At 41.3% G+C, this 23,673-nt stretch carries 19 protein-coding genes; 10 read left to right on the top strand and 9 right to left on the bottom strand.

Annotation, left to right across the window (positions count from 1 at the left end):
- From BLS28_RS24665 to BLS28_RS24635, 7 genes are all read right to left on the bottom strand, one after another.
- Entirely contained in the window at positions 1-1,266 is a 1,266-nt protein-coding gene (locus BLS28_RS24665; protein WP_091173933.1) for an ABC transporter ATP-binding protein, read from the bottom strand.
- Entirely contained in the window at positions 1,267-2,130 is an 864-nt protein-coding gene (locus BLS28_RS24660; RefSeq protein WP_091173928.1) for an ABC transporter permease, read from the bottom strand.
- Positions 2,123-3,244, bottom strand: coding sequence for a glycosyltransferase family 4 protein (locus BLS28_RS24655; RefSeq protein ID WP_091173924.1), 1,122 nt, complete (start codon positions 3,242-3,244; stop codon positions 2,123-2,125). Before BLS28_RS24655 ends, BLS28_RS24660 begins: the two co-directional genes overlap by 8 nt.
- Entirely contained in the window at positions 3,234-5,021 is a 1,788-nt protein-coding gene (gene asnB / locus BLS28_RS24650; protein ID WP_091173920.1) for an asparagine synthase (glutamine-hydrolyzing), read from the bottom strand. Before asnB ends, BLS28_RS24655 begins: the two co-directional genes overlap by 11 nt.
- Before the next feature lie 160 nt (positions 5,022-5,181).
- Positions 5,182-5,679 (bottom strand): UpxY family transcription antiterminator, encoded by a 498-nt coding sequence (locus BLS28_RS24645; protein WP_091173918.1) that lies wholly within the window; start codon positions 5,677-5,679, stop codon positions 5,182-5,184.
- Positions 5,680-5,715: 36 nt separating this feature from the next.
- Positions 5,716-8,136 (bottom strand): polysaccharide biosynthesis tyrosine autokinase, encoded by a 2,421-nt coding sequence (locus tag BLS28_RS24640; protein WP_091173915.1) that lies wholly within the window; start codon positions 8,134-8,136, stop codon positions 5,716-5,718.
- A complete protein-coding gene (locus tag BLS28_RS24635; RefSeq protein ID WP_091173912.1) occupies positions 8,137-8,919 on the bottom strand; it encodes a polysaccharide biosynthesis/export family protein in 783 nt (260 codons plus the stop codon).
- Positions 8,920-9,025: 106 nt separating this feature from the next.
- Between BLS28_RS24635 and BLS28_RS24630 the strand changes: the two genes are divergently transcribed.
- The 3 genes from BLS28_RS24630 (at position 9,026) to gap (ending at position 12,040) form a co-directional block, all read left to right on the top strand.
- Positions 9,026-9,763 (top strand): glycosyltransferase family 2 protein, encoded by a 738-nt coding sequence (locus BLS28_RS24630; RefSeq protein WP_223266186.1) that lies wholly within the window; start codon positions 9,026-9,028, stop codon positions 9,761-9,763.
- Between the two features lie 79 nt (positions 9,764-9,842).
- Positions 9,843-10,940, top strand: a complete 1,098-nt coding sequence (locus BLS28_RS24625) for an MraY family glycosyltransferase (protein ID WP_091173907.1) — start codon at positions 9,843-9,845, stop codon at positions 10,938-10,940.
- 92 nt (positions 10,941-11,032) lie between these two features.
- Complete coding sequence (gene gap / locus BLS28_RS24620; RefSeq protein ID WP_091173903.1) at positions 11,033-12,040, top strand: type I glyceraldehyde-3-phosphate dehydrogenase; 1,008 nt, start codon at positions 11,033-11,035, stop codon at positions 12,038-12,040.
- A 14-nt stretch (positions 12,041-12,054) separates the two neighbouring features.
- Here the strand turns inward: gap and BLS28_RS24615 are convergent, their stop codons facing one another.
- Positions 12,055-12,672: a hypothetical protein gene (locus BLS28_RS24615; RefSeq protein WP_091173901.1), complete on the bottom strand. Its 618-nt coding sequence runs from the start codon at positions 12,670-12,672 to the stop codon at positions 12,055-12,057.
- A gap of 192 nt (positions 12,673-12,864) precedes the next feature.
- On the opposite strand from BLS28_RS24615, the gene BLS28_RS24610 reads away from it, so the two are divergent.
- The 4 genes from BLS28_RS24610 to BLS28_RS24595 all read left to right on the top strand — a co-directional run bounded on the left by BLS28_RS24610 (position 12,865) and on the right by BLS28_RS24595 (position 16,963).
- Positions 12,865-13,299: a GNAT family N-acetyltransferase gene (locus tag BLS28_RS24610; RefSeq protein ID WP_091173897.1), complete on the top strand. Its 435-nt coding sequence runs from the start codon at positions 12,865-12,867 to the stop codon at positions 13,297-13,299.
- Positions 13,300-13,400: 101 nt separating this feature from the next.
- Positions 13,401-14,591, top strand: coding sequence for a phosphoglycerate kinase (locus BLS28_RS24605; RefSeq protein WP_091174104.1), 1,191 nt, complete (start codon positions 13,401-13,403; stop codon positions 14,589-14,591).
- A 131-nt stretch (positions 14,592-14,722) separates the two neighbouring features.
- Positions 14,723-16,438: a GMC oxidoreductase gene (locus tag BLS28_RS24600; protein ID WP_091173894.1), complete on the top strand. Its 1,716-nt coding sequence runs from the start codon at positions 14,723-14,725 to the stop codon at positions 16,436-16,438.
- A gap of 69 nt (positions 16,439-16,507) precedes the next feature.
- The gene (locus BLS28_RS24595; RefSeq protein WP_091173891.1) at positions 16,508-16,963 is read left to right on the top strand and encodes a GNAT family N-acetyltransferase; all 456 of its coding nucleotides are present in this window, start codon (positions 16,508-16,510) and stop codon (positions 16,961-16,963) included.
- Positions 16,964-17,001: 38 nt separating this feature from the next.
- On the opposite strand, the gene BLS28_RS24590 is transcribed toward BLS28_RS24595, so the two are convergent.
- Positions 17,002-18,231 carry an endo-beta-N-acetylglucosaminidase H gene (locus BLS28_RS24590; protein WP_091174101.1) on the bottom strand — a complete coding sequence of 410 codons (1,230 nt, stop codon included), beginning with the start codon at positions 18,229-18,231 and terminating at the stop codon, positions 17,002-17,004.
- Between the two features lie 389 nt (positions 18,232-18,620).
- Between BLS28_RS24590 and BLS28_RS24585 the strand changes: the two genes are divergently transcribed.
- From BLS28_RS24585 to BLS28_RS24575, 3 genes are all read left to right on the top strand, one after another.
- Positions 18,621-20,492 carry a CocE/NonD family hydrolase gene (locus tag BLS28_RS24585; protein WP_091173887.1) on the top strand — a complete coding sequence of 624 codons (1,872 nt, stop codon included), beginning with the start codon at positions 18,621-18,623 and terminating at the stop codon, positions 20,490-20,492.
- 98 nt (positions 20,493-20,590) lie between these two features.
- A complete protein-coding gene (locus BLS28_RS24580) occupies positions 20,591-21,016 on the top strand; it encodes a hypothetical protein (RefSeq protein WP_091173884.1) in 426 nt (141 codons plus the stop codon).
- Between the two features lie 142 nt (positions 21,017-21,158).
- On the top strand, positions 21,159-23,621 hold the full coding sequence (locus BLS28_RS24575) for a TonB-dependent receptor (protein WP_091173880.1): 2,463 nt from the start codon (positions 21,159-21,161) through the stop codon (positions 23,619-23,621).
- Positions 23,622-23,673 lie beyond the last annotated feature (52 nt).

Raw genomic sequence — 23,673 nt, 5'->3', positions numbered from 1 at the left:
TTATGCCTGGTAACTAATATCAAAATCAAGTTTAGGGTGAATTACACCCGGAGCTAAAGCGCTGTTACTTCCTTTACTTTCGTTTTCAACCTCAAACCCGATAAAATCATCAGCACCAAATAATTGGTAACGTTGATTTTCGCCAAAAATCAACTTGAATGAATAATTGCCGGCGTTCAACAGGTTAGGCGGAATAGTACACTTAACCGTGTAAAACCCGGTTTTTGAATCATTATTGGTTGATATAAGCACGCCGTTATGAAATACGGGGATTTCATCACTATTTTTTAATTCAAAGGTTGCATCTAGGTTAATGCCCGTTTTTTGATTAAAAAAGATCATCTCTAAGCTAATGCCTGTCGAAATGGAGATACTGTCGCCGGTAAGCGGCCGGATGACGAATTTAAGCACTTTTATATTTTCATTCCCAGGTGCTGAGGTTAGATCGCCCTGGTGTTCAAATGTTGACCGGGTATTGTTATTGGTTTGATAAAAGCCTACTGCTTCGAGCTGTTTGTTTTCATATATCAACTGCCCGTTTGCAAGCACAATGCCCCGGTTACATAATGTTTTCACCGCGGCCATGTTGTGGCTTACAAACAAAACCGTGCGCCCTTCGTTCATGCTTACCTGTCCCATTTTACCGAGGCATTTTTTCTGAAACTCGGCATCGCCAACTGCCAGTACTTCATCTACTATCAAAATTTCGCTTTCAAGGTGCGCAGCCACCGCAAAGGCTAACCGTACATACATTCCCGATGAGTAACGCTTAACCGGCGTGTCGATATACCTTTCAACCCCCGAAAAACTCACGATCTCATCAAACTTTTGTCTGATCTCGGCCTTGCGCATCCCCAGTATGGCACCATTGAGATAAATATTTTCCCTCCCGCTCAGTTCCGGGTGGAAACCTGTGCCTACTTCAAGTAAACTGGCTATCCGGCCCTTTAGTTTTACCGAGCCGGTAGTAGGAGAGGTAACACGGCTTAAAATTTTAAGCAGGGTACTTTTACCTGCTCCGTTGCGGCCTATAATGCCAACAGCATCGCCCTGTTCAACTTCAAAATTAATATTGTTCAAGCTCCATACCACATCACTTTCGCCTTTGATGGTACGATCATTCACTTCGCCTATTTTTAAAAAAGGATCTTCCTTACCCCGCAGATGTGCCCAAAAACGCTCCAGGTCGCGGGAGATAGTGCCCGTACCAAAATCGCCTAGTTGGTAGGCTTTTGATAAGTTTTCAACTTTTATTGCCTTGCTCATTTATACAGTATCAACAAAAGTTTTTTCAACCTTATTAAATATTACTATGCCTGTAAGCAGTATTACAATAGTGCTAACGATACTGTAAGCTAACAGCTCCCAGTTAAAGCTTCCTTTGCCTAAACAGCCATACCTGAACGTTTCAATTATGGCCGTAATGGGGTTAAACTTAATAAGCCAGCTGTATTTAGGATATTTAGCCTGTGCCACCGATAAAGGGTATATAACCGTTGTTGCATACATTAAAAGTGGTACGCCAAAGGCTACTATAAACGCTATATCCCTGTATTTTGTGGTAACAGCCGATATGATCATACCTAAGCCTAAACCCAGTGATGCTATCATGATAATGAGTAATGGCAGCAGCAAGGCTGCTATATTGGGAATAATATGTTCGCCCTTTAAGATAAATATGATGTACAGGATTATGAAAAGTAGAAACTGAACCGCGAAACGGATCAAGTTTGAAAGTACAATACTTAGGGGCATAATAAGTCTTGGAAAATATACCTTGCCAAGTATACCGGCATTATCTTTAAAAACAGTTGACGTTTTGTTCAGGCAATCGGCAAAATAGTTCCAAATGATGGTGCCGGCCAGGTAAAAAAGTGGCTTTGGCAGGCCATCAACCGGGATGCCGGCCAAATTGCCAAATATCAGGGTATAAAACAGGATAGTAATAACCGGCTGAATAAAAAACCACACCGGACCCAAAATGGTTTGCTTATAAAAGGAAATAAAATCGCGCCTAACGAGTAGCACAAGCAGGTCGCGGTAATGCCACACCTCTTTAAGCTTAAGGTCGAGCAGGCTGCCTTTCGCATTTATTTCGATGTCCCACTTTTCCGGATGCAAATCAGTCATTTATCAGCTGCTCAAGTTTGGTCATATAATCGTGCTCGTTAAAATGGCTTAAACATTTTTCCTGTAAGCTTTTGCGGGTATCAGCAGCTAAGTGTTTTTGCAAATGCTTTGTTATTGCTTTGTTAAGTTCGGTAAGGTTGTCCGGGTCAATGGCTTCTCCCAGTTCGCCGTTCCGGATGGCGTCAATACTACCATCGGCATTGCCACAAATAACGGGTAAGCCGCAGGCAAGAGCTTCAATAAATACAATGCCAAATCCCTCCTTTTTGCTTGGTAAAACAAACAGGTCGGCCAGCAGGAAATGGTCGGTGAGTTCGGCTTCATCAATAAAGCCGGTTAAAATTACCTGTTCCGTTACATCATGCGCCGCTATTAATTCTTTTATACGGATGTGTTCCTGCTCATCATATTTGCCCGAAAGTATATATTTTATTTGCGGAAATTGTGACTTAAGGCTGCCCAAGGCACTAATTACCTGGTCATACCCTTTGTATAGCTCGGTAGATGCCATGCGTGTTAACGAAAATATGATAAAATCATCGTGGTTTAAACCATAACGGCGCAACAGTTTTTGTGGCTTCGCGAAGATATCGGGCAAACGCATAAATGGGTCAATTGCATTATTCAGCACAATGCATTTATCTGCATTCAGGTTATGCCTTTTTATCATTTGCTGTTTGGTATAATTGCTTACACAAATTACGCAGTCGCAGTGTTTAAGCGTCAGCCGCTTTAAAAACGAAAGCGGACGCCAAACCTCAATGCCGTGTGCTACAAGCCATAACCGGCATTTAGGGTTAATCAGTTTAATTAACAGGCCAATGATGGCCAGGTTAATATGACTTAATATAGCAACATGGGGCTTTGCCGAATGGCCGATGGTTTCCAAAACAAAACCTGCCCGGTTTATGCCAAACCCTTTGAAATTTGCAGAAGGTAAATATTGCGCCATCAGGTCATCCTGCTTATCATAAGCCGACCAAAGCTCAAAATTCCAATTGTTTTTTAAGGCAGCACGATGCAAGGAATGACCAAGTGTGCGTGTCATTTTCTGGATGCCGCCGGTAGTGCTAAATGTTTGTAAAGTAAAAAGAATTACATTTTTAGCCATCATTTTGAACCTGATACAAGGCAAAAGCCTTTGACCAATGAATGCTGTCGTTTTTAAACTGTTTTATAACATTTTGTGCCGCTTTTCCTTTGTAATTATCAGTATCGCTAATTAGCCGGTGCTCCTTCATCCATTTTTGTAAGGGGAATGTGAAACCCATTTTGGGCCTGTTCCAAACTTCAGGCGGAATAAGGTTGTTGAAACTTTCAATAAGAAGTTTTTTCGGCTGGCGTTTATTAAATCTGATGGCTGGTGCGATATTCCGGGCTGCACGGTTAAAATCTTCATCCAAAAACGGAACCCTGACTTCAAGGCCATGATTCATGCTCATTATATCGGTATCCCTAAGTAATTGGTTTTGCATGTAGAAATGCGTTTCAAACCATTCTGCATGTTCGTTATTATACCCGTGTGGTGCGGGCGACAAAGCTGTGCCGAACAATACATCATTAATATGATCAATGCTCGTATCCAGTAGAGCAGAAACATCAGCCAATGAAAACAATCCACGCAAAGCCAGGTAATCAGCTACGGGATGGTTAACAGCGAGGAATGCCAATCTCTTATAATGATCAGGCAAAAAATGACTGGATATCTTTAACATCCATGATGGCAGTTTACGCAGATAGCCAAGATATTTTATGCGGTTAAATGAGGGATAACCTCCAAAAAGTTCATCGGCGCCCACACCTGATAATACCGCCTTCAAACCATCGTCATGGGCATATTTACTTATAAACCAGCCGTTAATGCCATCGGTGGTAGGCATATCCATAGCATCCATGATTTGCGAAAAAAACGCTTCAAAATCTGATTGTTTTACCAGGTGTGAAAAGTTTTGGCCATTTATTTTATTGTTAATGATGTTTTGATAGCTGCGTTCATCATAACTTTTTTCATCAAAAAATATAGAAATGGTTTTAAGTTGCTCTTTTTTTTGCCGATTGGCCAGCATTGTGAGCAGGCTTGAATCAATCCCCCCGCTTAAAAATACACCTATGGGTGCATCGGCAATTAATTGCCTTTTTACGCCCAGGCTAAGTGCATTGTAGATTATCCGATGGGCTTCGTTTTTATCGGTTATTACATTTTGCAAACCATCAATGTGATATTTGCTTAAAGTATACCCTGCACTCCTGTGGTCCCAGCATAAAAAATGTCCTTTGGGCAAGCTGAATACATTTTTTAATGTGGTATAGGGTTCAGGAATATGGCCAAATGCCAGTAGTCTTACCGGCCAGTCCGGATCTTTTTCGATATTCAGTCCCGACTGTTTAAATGCCCGCACTTCAGATGCAAAACAAAGCTCGTTGTTTACAGCCGAATAATATAGCGGTTTTATACCGGTAGTATCACGTACAAGGTAAGTAAGGGCTTTGCCAACATCATACAAGGCAAAAGCAAACATACCTCTGAACCTTGAAAAAGCTGCAGTGCCCCAATTAAGATAGGCCTGGAGTATAACTTCGGTATCAGTGCCTGACTTAAATTGTGCTCCTGATCTTAGCAATTCCTGTTTTAATTCAGGGTAGTTGTAAATTTCGCCATTGAAGGTGATCCATGCATTTTGGCCCACATCTGTCATGGGCTGATGCCCGTTGCTGCTGAGGTCAATAATTGATAACCTGCGGTGACCGAAAACAAGGCAGGCTTTTTTATCTTCAAATATGCCCTCATCATCCGGCCCGCCATGCTGTAACGCGTGGCACATTAATTTTACGCTATTCCTGATCTCGTTCTGGGATATTTTTTCAGAAACGATTCCTGCTATACGGCACATTGTTCATTAAATTTCATAGCTTCGCCCCGTAAGTTACATTGATGTCTTGTAACTAATTAGCTATTAATCACTTGTGTTGCAGGGCACAAGCTGTCTATTTATTGAATTTTCGGCGCAAATAATGAAATATTATCTGTTGTCCAAAACAATTCCTTTTATTTTAAAACCGCTCAATTAGCGATGCAGCAACATTAACGATAATAGAGTAACCAATACTTTCCAGGCGTAATATCAGTTGTTTTTGCGATCTGCGTGATACAACTTCGCCTGTCATGCCCTTTAGTACACCTGCTCTGATGATAATCTTCTCGCCCGGCTGCAGGTCTTCCTCTGTTACCTCCAGTTCATATGGACTTGCCATGAGTAATTTAAGTTCATGGATCTGCTTATCAGGCATAACTGCAGGCTTGCCCGAAAAATAAAGGAACCGCGCAATGCCTTTGGTCATTAACACTTCGGCCTGCTCTTGTTCGGCAATATTTACAAACAGGTATGATTTTAACAATGGTTCCTCAACCCATTTTCTGCGGTCGCTCCATTGTTTAAGCTGACGGTGCAGGGGCAGGTAAACATTAATGCCTTTGCTCACTAATGCTTCATATGCCTTTTTTTCGGCTCGTGGGTTGGTGTAAACCGGGTACCATTTGTTTACTGCCATATTGATTTTAGTAACAATCTTTTTAAATAAACAAGCTTATTTAAACCATCGTTTTAAATTCCACCATTTTTTCTTTTCATCATCAAGATAATAGCCCGAACCTTCGTAGCCGCTGTAATCTGAATAATAGTAATATCGTGTGCCTGCATTTTCGCCGGTAAATTTGGTAGTGTAATATCTTGAATGCAGCAAATCTTCTTCGAATGCATTTAAAATTATCACGGTATTATCGAGGTGATATTCCTGCGCTATGCGCTGTGGCACAGTTGCGGCATAATATTTTGATTTGCCAGACCGGATCACAAAAACATTGATGTCACTTATCCTGATAAGCGGTATAGCATCTGATACCAGTCCGATGGGAGCGGTATCAATCATCACTATATCATACATTGTTTTAAGTGTTTCAATTAAAGCGTTCATCCTTTTGCTGTGTAGTAGCTCTGATGGGTTAGGCGGTACGGGCCCCGACACTATAAAATCGAGGTTTTCCTGTTCAGAGTGATGAATGATATCGTCAATTTCAGTTTGGTGTGCAAGGTAATTGGTCAAGCCAATATCATTGGCCACATGAAAAGTTTTATGTAGCCTTGAACGACGTAAATCGGCTCCTATTAATATTACTTTTTTATCAATAAGTGAAAGCGTGCTTGACAAATTTACGGCAACAAATGATTTGCCTTCGCCGGCTACTTCCGAGGTTATACAAATAACTTTGCTTGCTTTTTCTGACGAAAGGAAACTAAGATTAGTACGTACAGAACGGACCGATTCTGCAAAAATTGATTTGGGTTTGCTGATAGCAAGGATTTGTTCGCTGCTTTCGTCAAGGGCATACGGGAATTTTCGGATAACGCCCAGGATAGGTATGCTGGTTAGACTTTCAATGGTTTCCTTATCATAAATATAGGGGTTTAATATCCTGATGAGAATGATAAGCCCCAGGCCTATAGCCAAGCCTAATATAGTAGCAGTACGGTGGATATTATGTTCATTGGGCGAAACTGGATTATAGTTTGGTTGAGCCAGCTCAATAATAGTTGCACCAGGCAAAATCCCGGCACGGCTGATCTGCGCTTCCAGTTTTTTTTCGGACAGAAAAGAGTATACCTTATCATTAATATCAAAATCACGCTGCAGGCTCACCATATCACGCTGGGCGGCAGGCAATGCCGCTATAGTTGAGTTAACTTGGCCAAGTTGATTATCAACATATTGAATATTTTTTTCGATGCCAGCCCGGATCTGTTTTATATTGTTTAAAGCGGTGGTTTTAATTTGGATAATGCTTTGGTTAATGTTTTGAATAGGCTGCGAATCGGCATTATAGGTAGTTAATAAACTTGCCCGTTCTGTAATCAGGTTGTCCAGGCGGCTTACCATAACTTCTAACGACGGTAGATTAGCGCTGCCGACATTAAAGTTTAAGGTTACATTGTTTTTTTCCTTGGCTATTTCGCTGCTAAGCTGGTCGAGCGCTATTAATTGTATTTTTAATAACGATTTGTTTGATTCAAGCTCGGTTGCCTTGGTTACTGAAGTAGTTGATGCGGATGTAACGTCAAGGATCTTGGATTTTTTCCTGTATTTTTCTATCGAGTTTTCAGAGCCTTTTACTTCAGTTGACAGATAATCCAGCTGACTGTCAATAAAATCGATCATTTGTGAAGCTGACTGCGCCTTTTGGTTTCGGTCAAAAATCACATAATTGTTCATAATCGCATTAAGTATATCTGCTGCAAACTGCGGATTGGAATCTGTTTGCTGGATGGCAATTATATTTGAGTTTTTTGCTGTTTCGCCAGCATATAAATTACCCTGTACCCGGCCGATAAAATCTTCGGGGATATTGAACTTAAATAAATAAATTGTTTTGGATGGAATTGACCCCGGGTATTTAATTCGGAAACTGGTATTGCCAATGGTTACAATATCGCCGTATTTGTAGTTGTTTTGGATCTCCTTACCGTTTATGCTATAGGTAAGATTGAAGTTTTGAGCACTGACCGGCTTAAAAGTTATCAGGCTATGGAAAAAATTAAGGCTATCAAACTTTACCAGAGTAATACCGAGAGGTTTTTGCGGATAGGTTTCGGAGGTACGTACCCTGCCCGAGATATAAAAGCTGATACGATAGTCGAGGTCTTTTATTGCTGTTAGGATGAGGGTACGGCTGGTTAATACCGAAGTTATACTTTGAATTTTTGACGGGCCGCGTTCGGGCGTGGTCATTACACTGATAATGTCAGAAATTTCTGATTTTTTTTCTTCTACCTTAAGTGTTCCCCCGGTGGCATATGTTTTGGGTGTATACCATAAATAAGTGTATGAAATAGCTGATGTAATAACGACGGATGCCAATATCCAGTACCAGCGGCTGAGGAGTATTTTGCCGATCTTAAAATAGTCAATTTCCTGGTTGGGCAGCTTTCTTTGTACTTTTTCTAACTCTTCCATTTACCGATGAGAAAGCGTAAAAATAATCAAGGCGGTATTAAGCAGCAGTAAAACCGGCTGCGTTATTACCGAAAGGTTTTGCAATTTATCATTGCGAACGGCACGTTTGTTTTGTGCTATATAAATAACATCTCCGCTTTGAAGAATAGCACGGGGATCATTTATTGATTGGATATCCCGAAGGTTAATTTCAGTAACCTGCGGGTTTTTTTGATCGCCTCTTATTATTTTTACATTTGCTTCATTAGCCTTATCTGTCAGGCCTCCTGCTTCTCCAATCATTTCAACCAAAGTTGTCCTGTCTTTTGTTAACGTATAGTTCCCCTGCCCCTTTATTTCGCCAAGTATGGTTACCTTAAGGTTAACGATCTTCAACTCAATTATGGGGTCTTTCAGCAGGTTTGTACGGTAAAGCTCCTCAATTTGTTTTGCTGCTTCCGGCCTGGTAAGACCAGCAACTTTTACATGGCCGATAACAGGCAGCGCAACAGTGCCGTCGTCTTCAACCTGAAACGTTTGCCCGGCAGTACCGCCACCTCCGCTGCCCCCTGCATTGGTAGCAGGCGCTTCGTCAACTATATACTTTATGCTTTGCAGGTTCCTGATCTGCAGTATATCCTGTGCTTTAATATGGTATGGGCCTACTGCTGCATCGCTTCCTTTTGATGCGGTATCAGTAACATTATACTTTTGGTCAAAAAGATATTGATATTGTTTGCTTGAGCAGGAGGTTAACAAAAAAAGTATCCCAATTATCAGGCAGATAGATGTATAGTTGCGCATATTCAGCTATAAAGTTCCAAGTTATATTTAAGATAATTAGGCTTCAAAGTCAAAATTACATAATTTCGGGGTATTAATACGTTGTGTTTTTCCCAAAGTTGCAAGGTTGAAGATCTCGGTTATTACTGTTGTTTACAATGCTCAGGATACTATTAAAAGATGTATCGAATCTGTTATCGGCCAGAATTACAACAACATTGAGTATATTATAATTGATGGCGGCTCAACAGATAGTTCCCTGCAAATAATTAACCAATATAAATCGCACATCAAAGTTTTGATATCTGAGCCTGACCAGGGCATTTATGATGCAGTCAATAAGGGGATCCGTTTAGCAACAGGCGAAATAGTTGGTACGCTTAACGCCGACGATTTTTTTGCTAATCAGGAAGTTATATCAGCAGTAGCGCAGGCTTTTTCAGACAGCGCAGCCGGGATCGTTTACGGAAACCTTGATTATATAAATTCTGTAGGTAAAATCACCCGTAAATGGAAAAGTCACAAATGTGGAAAAAATTCCTTTAACCGTGGTTTTATGCCCCCACATCCTACCTTTTACTGTAAGCGCATCTTGTTTGATAAATACGGTTTTTACAGCCTTGAATACGGTTCTGCAGGCGATTATGAATTAATGGCGAGGTTTCTGCATAAGTGGCAGGTAAGGAGCTTTTATCTTAACAAAGTTATGGTTAAAATGCAGGTAGGGGGTATAAGCAACAGCAATTTAATGAACAGGTTTAAGGCGTGGTCATTTGATTTGAAAGCAATGCGTAAAAATAATGTGTTTTTACCCGTTTTGGCAATTGTGCTGAAACCCGTAAGAAAGATTTTTCAATTTCTTTAATTTTTAGTTAACTTTTTGCATTGCACTTCGTACAAGTACTTATAAATGAATAAGCCGGTCACTAACATATTTATAGCATATGCTTGAATTTCTACGCTCTTATCATTTTGTTTATAATGTGCTAATAGTTGTATTTTCAACCCTTATAACATTATTGTGTATCCCTTCAATATTACATGTTGCACGTGCCCGCCATTTATATGACGATGTTGGACATTTCAGAAAACAGCATGATCATGGTATTCCCCGCTTGGGAGGCGTTGCTATTTTTGTAAGCTTTACTATTACAGTTTTGCTGTTTATCGATAAGTCGTTGCCCGTTAGTTACCTGCTTACCGCATGTATAATTTTGTTTGCCATGGGGTTAAAGGATGATCTTTCGGGGGTTAATTCAAGCACTAAGTTCATGATCCAGTTTGTGGTTGCTGCCATACTTGTTATCCCCGGAGATATCAGGATCAGCAGTATGTATGGCGTTTTTAATATTACGGCCTTGCCATATATACCCAGCGTAATGTTGTCAATACTGGTTATTATGCTCATCATCAATTCTTTTAATCTTATTGATGGTATAGATGGCCTGGCTGCAACCACGGGTATTATTGCTAATAGCACTTTTGCGGCACTTTTTATTTATATGAACGAATATGAGCTTGCGGCAATTTCGCTTGCTATAGTTGGAGCGGTGGCTGGTTTTTTGCGTTTTAACATAACCCCCGCCAAAATATTTATGGGCGATACCGGTGCCCTCCTTATTGGCCTGGTATCTGCAGTAATGGCCATTCGATTTATTGAATTGAGCAAGGTTTCGACTGTTAAATTGCCTTTTATATATACTGCTCCGGCTTTAATTGTAGCGGTACTTATAGGTCCTGTTTTTGATACGCTCAGGGTTTTTACTATCCGGATCTTAAACAAAAAATCCCCTTTCGATGCAGACCGCAACCATATCCACCACCGTATGTTAAAAATGGGTTTAACGCATCTGCAAACTACTTTTGTTTTAGGATGCCTGAACCTTGTTTCGATAGTAATGGTACTGGTGTTTAATAATTTAAATAACTCCTGGCTTATTGCCTTTATATTTTTATTGTCGATATCTTTTAACGGGATGATCACTTATTTTATCCGTTCAAAAAAAGGCGAAGCCCTGGTAGTCCGGAATTTTAGCGACTAATAACCAATTGTAACCTGCAAGTAGTAATACCGTAAATAAACAAATTAACCATTCATCTTCATTAACTTTGATGCTTTATTTATCAGCACACCATGAAGATAGCTATAAACGGGTTTGGACGGATTGGTCGCGTATTTTTAAGGAATATTTTATTGCATCCCGATATAGAGGTGGTAGCTATAAATGATCTTACCGACACGCAAACCCTCGCGCATTTATTTAAGTATGACTCTGTTCATCGGGGGTTTAAGGGTACGGTGAGTTTTGATGATAACAGTCTAGTTATTAACGGTAAGCGTATACGGGTATTTGCCGAACGCGATCCTTTTAACCTGCCCTGGAAGGCTCTGGATATTGATGTCGTAGTAGAATCTACAGGTAAATTCACTTCCAGGGGCGGTGCTGAGGCGCATTTAACCGCCGGGGCACGGCAGGTTATCATATCTGCACCATCAACCGATAAAAATGTACCAACTGTAGTGCTTGGCGTAAACGACCGGGAGGTTGACCTGCAATCTCCTGTGCTGTCAAACGCATCATGTACAACTAATAATGTTGCCGCTATGGTAAAAATATTAGATGAAAACTGGGGCATCATTGATGGTTACATAACCACCGTTCACTCCATGACCGGCGATCAAAACCTGCATGATGCACCTCATAAAGATCTTAGGCGGGCAAGGGCCGCATCGGCTTCTATTATACCCACCACTACGGGTGCTGCTAAAGCAATAACAGCTATATTCCCTCATTTGGACGGCCGTTTGGGCGGAGCAGGAATTCGTGTACCGGTACTTAACGGTTCATTAACTGATTTTACCTGCAGTCTCAAAAAGCAACCAACCATAGTTCAAATTAACGAAGCATTTAAACAAGCTGCAAACGGGCCAATGAAAAATGTACTGGAATATACGGAAGACCCTATTGTATCAACCGACATATTGGATAATCCGCACAGCTGCATTTTTGACGCCCAACTAACATCAATAGTGGGTGGCCTTGTAAAAGTTGTTGGCTGGTATGATAATGAAATGGGATACAGCAGCCGGCTGGCCGATTTGGTAGTACGAATAGCCGAACTTAAAAAACAGCCGGCCTAAGCCGGCTGTACCAATTATTTTCTATATACTACAGTTGCTGTTGTTGATATGGTATCTGAATTTTTGCCGTTAGTATAATAATATGTGGCAAAGCTAATCACATCTTTTGTTTGCTTTAAAATATCATTCTGAGCTTCAACAGCAAGATCATGCTGTTTATATGCCTTTGAAAATACTATAGCTCGTTCCAATACCAGTTTAGTGTACTGTTTGCCATCGATAGTTAATGTAGAGGCTGATTTAATGGCAACGTTGTTCAGGTTATCATCAAGATAATTTGTTGCTGTTTGATTATCCTTATTGACGGCGGTAAAATTGAAATTAGCGAGGTTTGATTTTGAAAAGTCTTCTTTAAAATGTACCGCAGATGATTTTTGATAATCATCAGGGTTTAATACCAAATTGGCAGTTTCGGTATAATTTAAATAAAGCGTGTCATTACTCACTTTCGTGTTTACAACCTGGTCGGCAATGTCAAGCTTTATTGAAGCTGTTGTTGTGCCGGTGCTTATATCTGTATTGGTGCCCGTGTTTGTTCCGGTTGATCCTTTAATTACTTCAGAAACAATATCTGTTTTTTTACAGCCTAAAAGTGCAGTTGCGATAAGTATGCAGGTAAAATATTTTTTCATTGTGTATTCAGTATTTTCTTCTCTTTTGGCAACAACTGTGCCTTACTCCTTATTTGTTTAATAGTGAGTAATACGAAAACGTATTTAATTGATAGTTGGGATTGGCTTGTAACAGAACGAAACATTAACTTGTGGTTATTAATTTGATGGGATTAAAATTCCCCATTCCGGGAATTTTTCCAATTTTGCAGCATGATCAGGTTTATAAAAGTTGATGAGTTGCTGAATGTGCGTAATGAAGTGCTGCGCGAAGGCAGGCTCAGCCCGGATGAATGTCGTTTTCCGTCAGATAATAATGAAGGGAATTTTCACCTTGGTTATTTTGTTGATGATGAACTGGCCTGTATAGCTTCGTTTCACCCGCAAAGCTATGGCGAATTTAGCGGTATCGGATACCGGCTACGGGGCATGGCAACAACCGAGAAATACCGGGGCCAAGGTTTCGGCAACCAGTTAGTTAACTTTGCCCTAGTTTACCTGCGCGGTCAAATGGCAGATTACCTGTGGTGCAACGCCCGTATAAAAGCGGTGCGCTTTTACAGCGGCCTTGGTTTCGAAATAGTTTCGCCTGAATTTGAGGTTCCGGGCATTGGTCCCCACCATGTAATGTATGTTAAAATAAGATGAAATTTTGGCGGATTGAAACAGCTTTTTTCGTTTTTCGTTAAGTATTTTGAATTAAAATGCTCAATTTGCGCCCGTTCATAACAAATGACCCTTTAATAGATATGAAAACAGTAGATCAAATTAGTTTTGCAGGTAAAAAAGCCCTCATCAGGGTTGATTTTAACGTGCCTCTTGACGAGAATTACAATATTACCGACGATAACCGCATGACGGCAGCTTTGCCAACCATAAAAAAAATATTGAAAGATGGCGGCAAAGTTATCCTGATGTCGCACCTTGGCAGACCGAAAGATGGTCCTACAGAAAAATATTCATTAAAACATATCGTATCTCATTTGTCTGATCTGCTTGGTCAGCAGGTTCAGTTTGCTGATGATTGCATTGGTGAGCAAGCTGTTGAAAAAGCAAAAGCGCTTGGTAACGGCGAGGTTTTATTATTAGAGAACCTGCGTTTTTATAAAGAAGAGGAAAAAGGTGAAGTTGCCTTTGCAGAAAAGCTTTCGAAATTAGGTGATGTATACGTGAACGATGCTTTTGGTACCGCTCATCGCGCGCATGCTTCAACTGCTATCATCGCTCAGTTTTTTCCTGATGCCAAATATTTTGGTTACCTGATGGCAGCCGAATTAAACAACGCCGAAAAAATCCTGAACAACGCACCAAAGCCTTTCACAGCTATTATGGGCGGTTCAAAAGTATCGGATAAAATTGAGCTTATCGAAAAACTGCTGGAAAAAGTAGATAACCTGATTATTGGTGGTGGTATGGCTTATACATTTGCTAAAGCTGATGGTGGTAACATTGGTACCTCACTGGTTGAGATGGACAAGCTTGATCTGGCAATCAGCCTAAGGCAAAAAGCTAAAGAAAAAGGTGTAAACCTGTTATTGCCTTTAGATAACATCATTGCCGATGCATTTTCAAATGATGCTAACACGGATGTTGCCAAAACCGGCGAAATAAAAGATAACTGGATGGGGCTTGATATCGGCCCGGAAACGGTTGCTTTATTTAGCAAGGTAGTTGAAGAATCAAAAACCATTTTATGGAACGGACCGATGGGGGTTTTTGAAATGGAGAAATTTTTAGGCGGAACCAAAGCCATTGCTGAAGCTGTGGCCAAAGCTACTGAAAACGGTGCCTTCTCGCTTATAGGTGGTGGTGATTCTGCCGCTGCGGTAGCCAAATTTGGCATGACCGACGAAGTAAGCTACGTATCAACCGGTGGTGGCGCCTTGCTTGAATACATGGAAGGTAAAGAATTGCCAGGTGTAAAAGCAATCAACGACTAATAAGAACTAAAACAAACAAGAAAAGCCCCGGTGACGGAGCTTTTTTTGTTTAAAGCCATTGCCGATCAATTTATTCCCTGATAATTATCTTAACTTCAAATCGATTTTTGCATTTAAGCCAATTATTAAATATGATTAACATTAATTCCGGAGGAGAGGCTCAACACACGTTTGACGCCATTGTGATTGGATCGGGCATCAGCGGCGGATGGGCTGCCAAAGAGCTGTGCGAAAAAGGGCTGAAAACGTTGGTGCTGGAACGTGGCCGGAATGTTACTCATTTAAAAGATTATCCAACCGCAACTAAAAATCCTTGGGATTTCCCCCATCGGGGACATTTACCTAATAGTATAAAAAGCGAAAATCCGATTGCCGAAAAATGTTACGCATTTAGCGAGGCTACAACTCATTTTTTTGTTAAAGATAAAGAACACCCGTATGTTCAGGAAAAGCCGTTCGATTGGATCCGCGGGTACCAGGTGGGAGGTAAGTCGTTGTTATGGGCCAGGCAAACCCAGCGCTGGAGCAGTTTTGATTTTGAAGGCCCGGCAAGAGATGGCTTTGCTACAGCATGGCCTATAAGTTACAACGATATTGCACCATGGTATAGTCATGTAGAGTTATTTGCTGGCATAGCCGGTAACAAGGATGGATTGGAAACGCTGCCGGATGGCGAGTTTTTACCGCCATGGGAAATGAATGTAGTTGAAAAACACATTCAAAAAGGTATCATGGATGCTTATAAGGACAGGCATGTTGTTATCGGCAGGTGCGCACATTTAACCCAACCTCAACCAATTCATTTACAACAGGGCCGGGGGCAATGCCAGGCCAGGAGCTTATGTGAACGCGGCTGTCCGTTTGGGGGGTACTTTAGCTCTAATTCATCAACCTTGCCGTGGGCGGCCAAAACGGGGAATCTTACCCTCCGGCCCGATGCCGTAGTACATTCAATTATTTACGACGAACAAAAAGGGAAGGCGACAGGCGTTAGGGTAATAGATGCACACAATAAATCGGTTACCGAATATTATGCCCGCATTATTTTTGTAAACGCAGCTACGTTAAACTCTAACCTTATTTTACTCAATTCAAAATCAGGCAGGTTTCCAAACGGTTTAGGAAACGATAATGATTTGCTTGGCAGGTATATTGCATTTCATAATTATCGCGGATCGTTAACGGCAACCATTGATGGCTACCTGGATACCTATTACTATGGCCGAAGACCGGCTGCGGTGATGATGCCAAATTTTAGAAACGTTTATAAACAAGAAACCGACTTTTTAAGAGGGTATATGACGTTTTATAGTGCTACAAGGAGCAATTGGGGGCATGCTGTTGATGGCGATCAGATTGGGGCTAACTATAAGGAAAATATCTCTGAACCGGGCAACTGGAATGTATATATGATGATGCAGGGCGAAACCATCCCCAAGGCCGAAAACAAGGTGAGCCTGAGTAAAGACCGAACAGATGAATGGGGAATACCATTATTATCCGTTTCTGTAGATTATGATGATAACGATGTAAAATCCCTGAACGATTTTTTGCAGCAGGGTGCCGAGATGCTTAATAAGGCGGGATGTAAAAACATCGTCCCTAACGATAGCAAGCAGGCGCCTGGTTTAGATATCCACGAGGTGGGAGGAGTGAGGATGGGAACCGATCCTAAAAACTCATTGCTAAATAAATGGAACCAATTGCATGCATGCCCCAATGTATTTGTAACCGATGGTGCTTGTATGACATCTACCGGTACTCAAAACCCATCTTTAACTTTCATGGCCCTAACTGCAAGGGCGGCAAATTACGCGGCAGATGAATTGCGGAAAAACAATATATAATTTTGCTTCGATTGTTTTCGAAAATGATAATTTAAAGGAACTGTTTGCAACCGCAAAGTCAAACGATTAATGAATCGTATCGTAACTGCATTGAAATCAACTAACGTACTTATCCATCCAATTAATAAAGCAGATCGTGATAAGCTTAGGGAAATCTACCTGCTTTGTCGCATACAGGCATTTCATTGGATGGACAGCAATTTGTTTACATTAAATGATTTTGATGCTCATACGCACGATGAGGATATATGGGTAGCAACCTGCGATAATGAGACAGTTGGGTTTATGGCTGTATGGCCTCCTGATGCTTTTGTTCATCATTTATATGTGCACGTTGCATACAGAGGAAAAGGTATCGGAAAAGCCCTGTTGGCTTTGGCTGCTCAAAATTATCCCTCTCCGCTTAGGTTAAAGTGTCTTGTTAAAAATGAAGCGGCGTTTCAGTTTTATCAAGCATTGGGTTGGGAAATTATGGAAGAAGGCAGTGATGCTTTAGGTGATTATTTTTTAATGAAGAATGAATAAGAGCGGGCGGGACATCAAAATATCCCGCCCCGTTTGTTTTATTGAATTTTAACCGAAGTCACCACGTCGTTTGCATTTGGTGATAGGGTGGTAAAATTAGATGTGTTCGATGTCCGTGTCCATGATGTGCCCGTAGAGTTATCGTTTGCATACATGGTCACTGTCCAGCCGGTTGGGATTTTTACCGATGAAGCCCAGTTATCTACAAAGCCATAAGCCTGCAGTTGTGCCAGGGTATAAGTGCCCTTAGGTATGGCGCTGGTAACTGTGCCTCCGTAATTGATGTCCTGGTAAAAAGTTACCCCCGTAGTACTGGTTCCCGTATATACTGTAGATTTGCCGTATAACGCGTTTGATACACTCGAAAGGTAAGTATGAACGTCGCTATTAGGCAAATTGTAATACAGATAAATACCATAATTATTATTTACGGTTTGGGTTGCCAGCGACGCAGCGGTTGATGAACTGGTGCTTTGAATATCAATAGCGGCCGGGCCAAGGTTGGCGGCGGTGAGTCCCGGAACGTTTGGAACAGAATAAGTGCCATAAATAGCGTTCCAGCTATAGTTAACTTTTGAGCCTACCGTTACTCCATTGTAACTCAGCCGTGACGCTGCCGGGCCATAAAAATAAAATGAAATTATTTTGGTAGGCATCAGGTTACGCAGGGCAGTAACGAGGTAAACAAATGAGCTGTCATTTGGCTGGCCGGTACCATTGGTGCCATAATCGGCATATTCATCGTCAAAGTCAATACCATCCAGTCCGTAAGTGGTAACGGCGTTGCTTAATTGCTGAGCAAAATCATTTGCGGCAGCCTGAGAAGGAAAATTAGAGATCCCCGCGCCCTGGTGATTGCCCAAAATAGATAACAATACCTTAATACCTTTAGCCTGCAGGCTTTGAATGTAAGTAGCTTTATTGTTGAGTACGTTGGTTACCTGCGGGTTAAAGTACAACACTGCTTTTTGCGCGCCGGTGTCATAGTTGATGTTGGCCGCAAATATAATAGCAATATCAAAAAGCTGCTCCCCGGTTGATAGGGTGTAGTTACCCACATTGCGGATATCATTATTATTTACCTCCACATAGCAAACACCCTTAGGCCCGGCCACGCCTATGGCGTTGGTGCTTAACTTTGACGGAGTGTTGCCGGTATCGGTAGGCAGTGCAGCTTTTTCCTTTTTACAGGCGGATGTGAGCAGTACAACTGCGCCGAATAAGGCGGTTAGTGTTTTTGTAAGTGGCAGATTAAGGTTTGTTCTCATAATTGGTGTGTTTGTTAAATTGTTTATAAAAAGATAAATTGTTTTAGCATAACTGGTTTGCGTAAAGCCGGCCCATGGCATAGCCAGGGGATAGTCACTATCTCTTAAAAAACTGTTTAAATATTTTAGGTTGCCGGGCGCTTAGGTCCTCACTCCGGTATTATTTGGTTCAAAGTAATAGACCATTAAACGAGTATAATTGCCTACAGGTTTTAATTATTATTTTATAAAAATATTATTATGGTTAATAAAGGTGCTTATTGTGCTTGATTTTAATTATAATAAAAACCTTTGTTCTGTAACAAAAAAGAGGCTTTTTGTAAATAGCCATATCGTTAGTTGCCCTTTTTATTTTATTCGGTTACATTTGATTGACTGACAAAAATTTTATGAAGAAAAATTTACTTTTCATTTTCTGCCTTTTGCTTTCGGCATCAGGCCTGTATGCGCAGCCCAAAGCGCCCGATGCTGATTATATTAAAGCCAATTACCAGAAATATGAATACCAGATCCCAATGAGGGATGGTAAAAAGCTGTTTACCTCGGTATATGTACCTAAGGACCAGTCAAAAAAATATCCTTTCATGATGGACAGGACCCCTTATAGCGTGGCGCCCTATGGTACGGAACTGTATAAAGGCAGCCTTGGTCCATCCTCATTATTCGCTCACGACGGGTACATCTTTGTTTACCAGGATGTACGTGGCCGTTGGATGAGTGAAGGTATTTACGAAGAAATGACCCCCGAAAAGGAAAATCATAAAACCAATAAAGATGTTGATGAAGGCACGGATACTTACGATACTATCGACTGGTTACTGAAAAACATCCCCAATAACAATGGCAAGGTTGGGGTATGGGGCATTTCCTATCCGGGCTTTTATACCACAACAGCCTTGTTAAGCCGTCACCCGGCCCTGGTAGCTGCATCGCCGCAGGCGCCAATTGCCGACTTGTACCGCGATGATGCTTTTCATAATGGCGCGTTCATGCTGGTTGCCAACTTTGGTTTTTACCCAGGCTTTACCAACAGGCAGGATGATAAACCAACCCAGCGCCGCGGTGGAAGATTTGATGCCGGCACAGAGGATGGGTATAATTTTTTCCTGAAGATGGGTTCGGTAAAAAACTCAAACACTAAATACTATAAGGATACTATCCGTTTATGGAACGAAATGCTTGATCACCCTAATTATGACCAGCATTGGAAGGATCGTAATGTGCTTTATCATCTGCATGATATAAAAACAGCGGTACTGGTAACCGGTGGCTGGTACGATGCTGAAGATTTATACGGGGCTATCAATACCTATAAAACCCTGGTAAAAGAAAATCCTAAAACCCCGGTTTACTTTGCCATGGGGCCATGGGTACACGGCGGTTGGGCACGTGGTGAAGGAGATCATTTAGGTGATGTTGGCTTCGGCGGTTCTACAGGCCCGTTTTATCGCGAAAAAATTGAGTTTGCGTTTTTTAGTCATTATTTAAAGGGTACTGCTGATTTCGACCTGAAGCCGGTATCTACCTTCGAAACCGGTGTTAACGAGTGGAAAACCTATAATACCTGGCCTCCGAAAGAATCGGCAGAAAAAAACCTGTACCTGCTACCGGGCGGAAAACTATCATTTACCGCTCCAACAGGCGTAGCCGATAGCCATGACGAATTTATATCTGACCCGAATAAGCCGGTGCCGTTTATCAACAGCATTGATATGGACATGAAACGCGAATACATGACCGCTGATCAGCGTTTTGCATCGCAACGCCCGGACGTGCTTACTTATGAAACTGATATTTTAGATAATGATGTAACTATTGCCGGTAATATCTGGGCCAATCTTAAAGTATCAACTACCGGCACCGATGCCGATTGGGTGGTTAAAGTGATTGATGTTTATCCTGATTCTACCAAAAACACCAAATGGGCAGGTAAAGACGTATACCTGAGCGGTTATCAGCAAATGATACGCAGCGAGGCTATGCGGGGTAAATTTCGTAATGGTTTTGATAAGCCAGAGTCTTTTGTGCCTGGTAAAGTAACCCCGGTTAATTTTGAACTGCAGGATGTGCTGCACACCTTCAAAAAAGGGCACCGTATGATGGTTCAGGTACAAAGCACATGGTTCCCGCTTATCGACAGAAATACACAGCAGTTTCAGGATATCATGAAAGCTAAAGATACCGACTTTAAAAAAGCCACACATAAGGTTTATACCTCAAAAGCTAATCCAAGTTATTTAAAGGTTAGGGTTGTTGAATAAAATACATGCAATCTAAGCACGGCAGCCTCATGTATTTACATGGGGCTGTCGCATTTTATATCATGATGTCGTAACGGTTAGTAATTAAACCTATAACCATGTATAAATACATCATCCTTTTTATGATAGCTTCAGTATTATTGGGCTGTAAAAAACATAATCAGCAAACCGGCTGTCCAAGCCAGGCCTGCACGCTGAATTTCGCATCGCTATATGTGAATTTTGTTGATAAGGATGGTCAAATGGCATTTGGAAAAGATGTAAAGGTTGTAAACTTACGTACCAAACAAACCATAATAGCTAAAGGAAACCCGGGCCCTCCTTCAACAACTGTAGGCCCGCATTTGTACACCATCGCTACAGATAATAATAAAAATGAGTTCTCGACCGAAGGCGATGATGTGGAGCTTACTGTAACCAATATCCAAACAGGTGGCACTCAAACCGCGCTGTTTAAAATTTCGGGTGGATGTAATTGCCATATAGCTAAAGTATCTGGTCCGGGTACTATAGTGTTTAACTAATACATTTTTTTCCTACGATAAAAGACTGCAAGTGGAAATTGCGGCCTTTACGCTTGCGCTTATTTAAACTAATTATAAATAAAGCTTGCAGATAAAAAGTCTTTTTATACTTTTGCGCTTAATTAGACTTAATCTAAATAGAATGACAAGCAACCTATACTATTACCTGCGCACCATCCCATTTTTAATTTTATTCCTGTTTGCAAATACATTAATCCTGAAAGCTGATGATGAAGGCAACAATGGTAAAATAACCGGTGTTGTTAAAACCAGCGATGATAAACCGGCGTCTTTTGTAAATGTTGCCATTAAAGGGTTAAACAAAAGTACTACCACTACCGATAACGGATCATTTGCTTTTCATAATGTTAAACCGGGTACCTACACCCTGGTTACTTCATACGTTGGTACAAAAACCGAAGAGCAAACCGTGACAGTTTCCGCAAATAAAACAACGGTTGTATCCTTTAAGCTTAATGAAAGCTCGGCCCAGTTAGACGAGGTTGTAGTTTCTTCAACCAAAACCATCAACCGTAAAAAGTTAACCATCGGCAAAATGAACGTATCGCCAATGGACCTGCCACAAAGCGTTACTGTAATAGGCCGCGATGTGCTTGATCAGCAACAATCATTACGTTTAAGTGATGTTATCAAAAATGTGAACGGCGTGTACCTTTATAGCGGCCGTGGCAATACCCAGGAAACATTTGGCGCCCGTGGTTATAATTTTGGAAGCAATAACATTTTTAAAAACGGATTCAGGGTTAACTCGGGCGTTGTGCCGGAGATCAGTTCACTGGAACGTGTTGAAATATTGAAAGGCAGTGCCGCGTTGTTATACGGAAACGTTGCGCCCGGAGGCATCCTGAATATGGTAACTAAAAAGCCTTTATTTACGCAGGGTGGCCAGGTATCAATGACCTATGGCAGCTATGATCTTTACCGCCCGTCGTTTGATGTTTACGGCCCTATATCTTCCAAATTAGCTTATCGCGTAAATGGTACCTATGAAAATGCTAAAAGTTACCGCGATAATGTAAAATCAGAAAGGGAGTATATTAACCCGTCGTTCCTATATAAAATAAGTGATAAAACAACCTTAATTGTTGAAGGTGATTATCTTAACTATGATTTTACCCCCGATTTCGGAACCGGGCAAATCAATAACGTTATTGCCAACGTTCCTCGTAACCGGTATTTGGGTGCGTCATGGTCAACAGGTAATACCAAACAAACTACAGCCACAGCAACTATCAATCATCAGCTCAATAGCCTTTGGAAGTTAAGCGGCGGTTTTTCATACCAACATTTTAACCGCTCATACCAAACTACCGAGCGTGTATTACCAGATGCCAATGGCGACTGGGGCCGTACCCTGAACAGAGCCAGGACGCTTGAAGATTATTACACAGGGCAATTTAATATTACAGGCCAATTTAATACCGGCGTCATTAAGCATAATATTTTGGCCGGCGTTGATGCAGATTGGTATCGTAATAATGCCTATACCTACGTTGCTACCGTAAATAAAGTATCAAGCTATCTTGACCAAAACGGCGCCGCGCAAAATGCTATTTATGATAAGATCAATATTTTCGACCTGGATAAATACACGCTCCGTACTGATAAACCGCAGATGACCCCGTTTTATAGCATCTTGACGCCTACCAATCGATTTGGCGCTTATGCTAATGACCTTATTAGTTTGTCTGAAAAAGTTAAAGTACTTGCCGGGATCCGCTGGTCATATCAATATGTATCACCAACATCGGTTAGCAATTATAATACACTTGCTACCGCAACCCAGGCAGCCGGGAAAGAAGATAAAGCGTTTTCACCTCGTGTGGGTGTAGTTTATAAGCCAATAGCCAATACTGCCTTGTTTGCAAGCTATTCCAATTCTTTCATCACGAATACGGGGTCCGATATTAACGGCAGCCCGCTTGATCCTTCTATTGTTGACCAGTATGAAGTCGGTGTTAAAAATGATTTCCTGAACGGTAACCTGTCGGTAAACGTAACCGCTTATCGCATTAAAAATAATAACCTGGCCCAAACAGCACCATTTCAGGCCGACGGTGTTACGCCAAACATCAATACCAATATCAAAGTGCTGGGCGGCGAAACAAGAAGCGATGGTGTGGAACTTGATATTGCCGGTCACCCGGTAAAAGGATTGGATGTATTGGCAGGCTACAGCTATACCAACGCCAAATACACTAAAACAGGAACTGCAATTGGCAGCAATATAGCAGGCCAGCCATTGTTGAATACACCAAAGCATACGGCTAACACCAGCATATTTTATACCTTTTACAATGGCGATTTAAAGGGATTCAAAGTAGGTGCGTCTGTTTATTACCTGGGCGATCGTGTTGCGGGTAATGCCAATACAGTTGGTCAAACCCAAACTATATCAAGGTTGGTTAATGTGCCAGGCTTTACAACGATTGATGCTTCGGTAGGTTATACCTATAAAAAGATGTCCATCATTGGTAAGATCTCTAACATTGGTAATGTGCTTAATTACAATGTGCACGAAAACTATAGCATAAACCCCATACCGCCAAGGCAGTTCCTGACCACATTGAGTTATAAATTTTAATTGATTAAACTAACCGGGTATGTTTCCATACCCGGTTTTTATGCTTATTACA

The sequence above is a fragment of the Mucilaginibacter gossypii genome (assembly GCF_900100945.1).
In the GTDB taxonomy this organism is placed as follows: domain Bacteria; phylum Bacteroidota; class Bacteroidia; order Sphingobacteriales; family Sphingobacteriaceae; genus Mucilaginibacter; species Mucilaginibacter gossypii.
The sequence above is the reverse complement of the archived record's forward strand: the minus strand, read 5'-3'. Positions and strand labels throughout refer to the sequence as shown.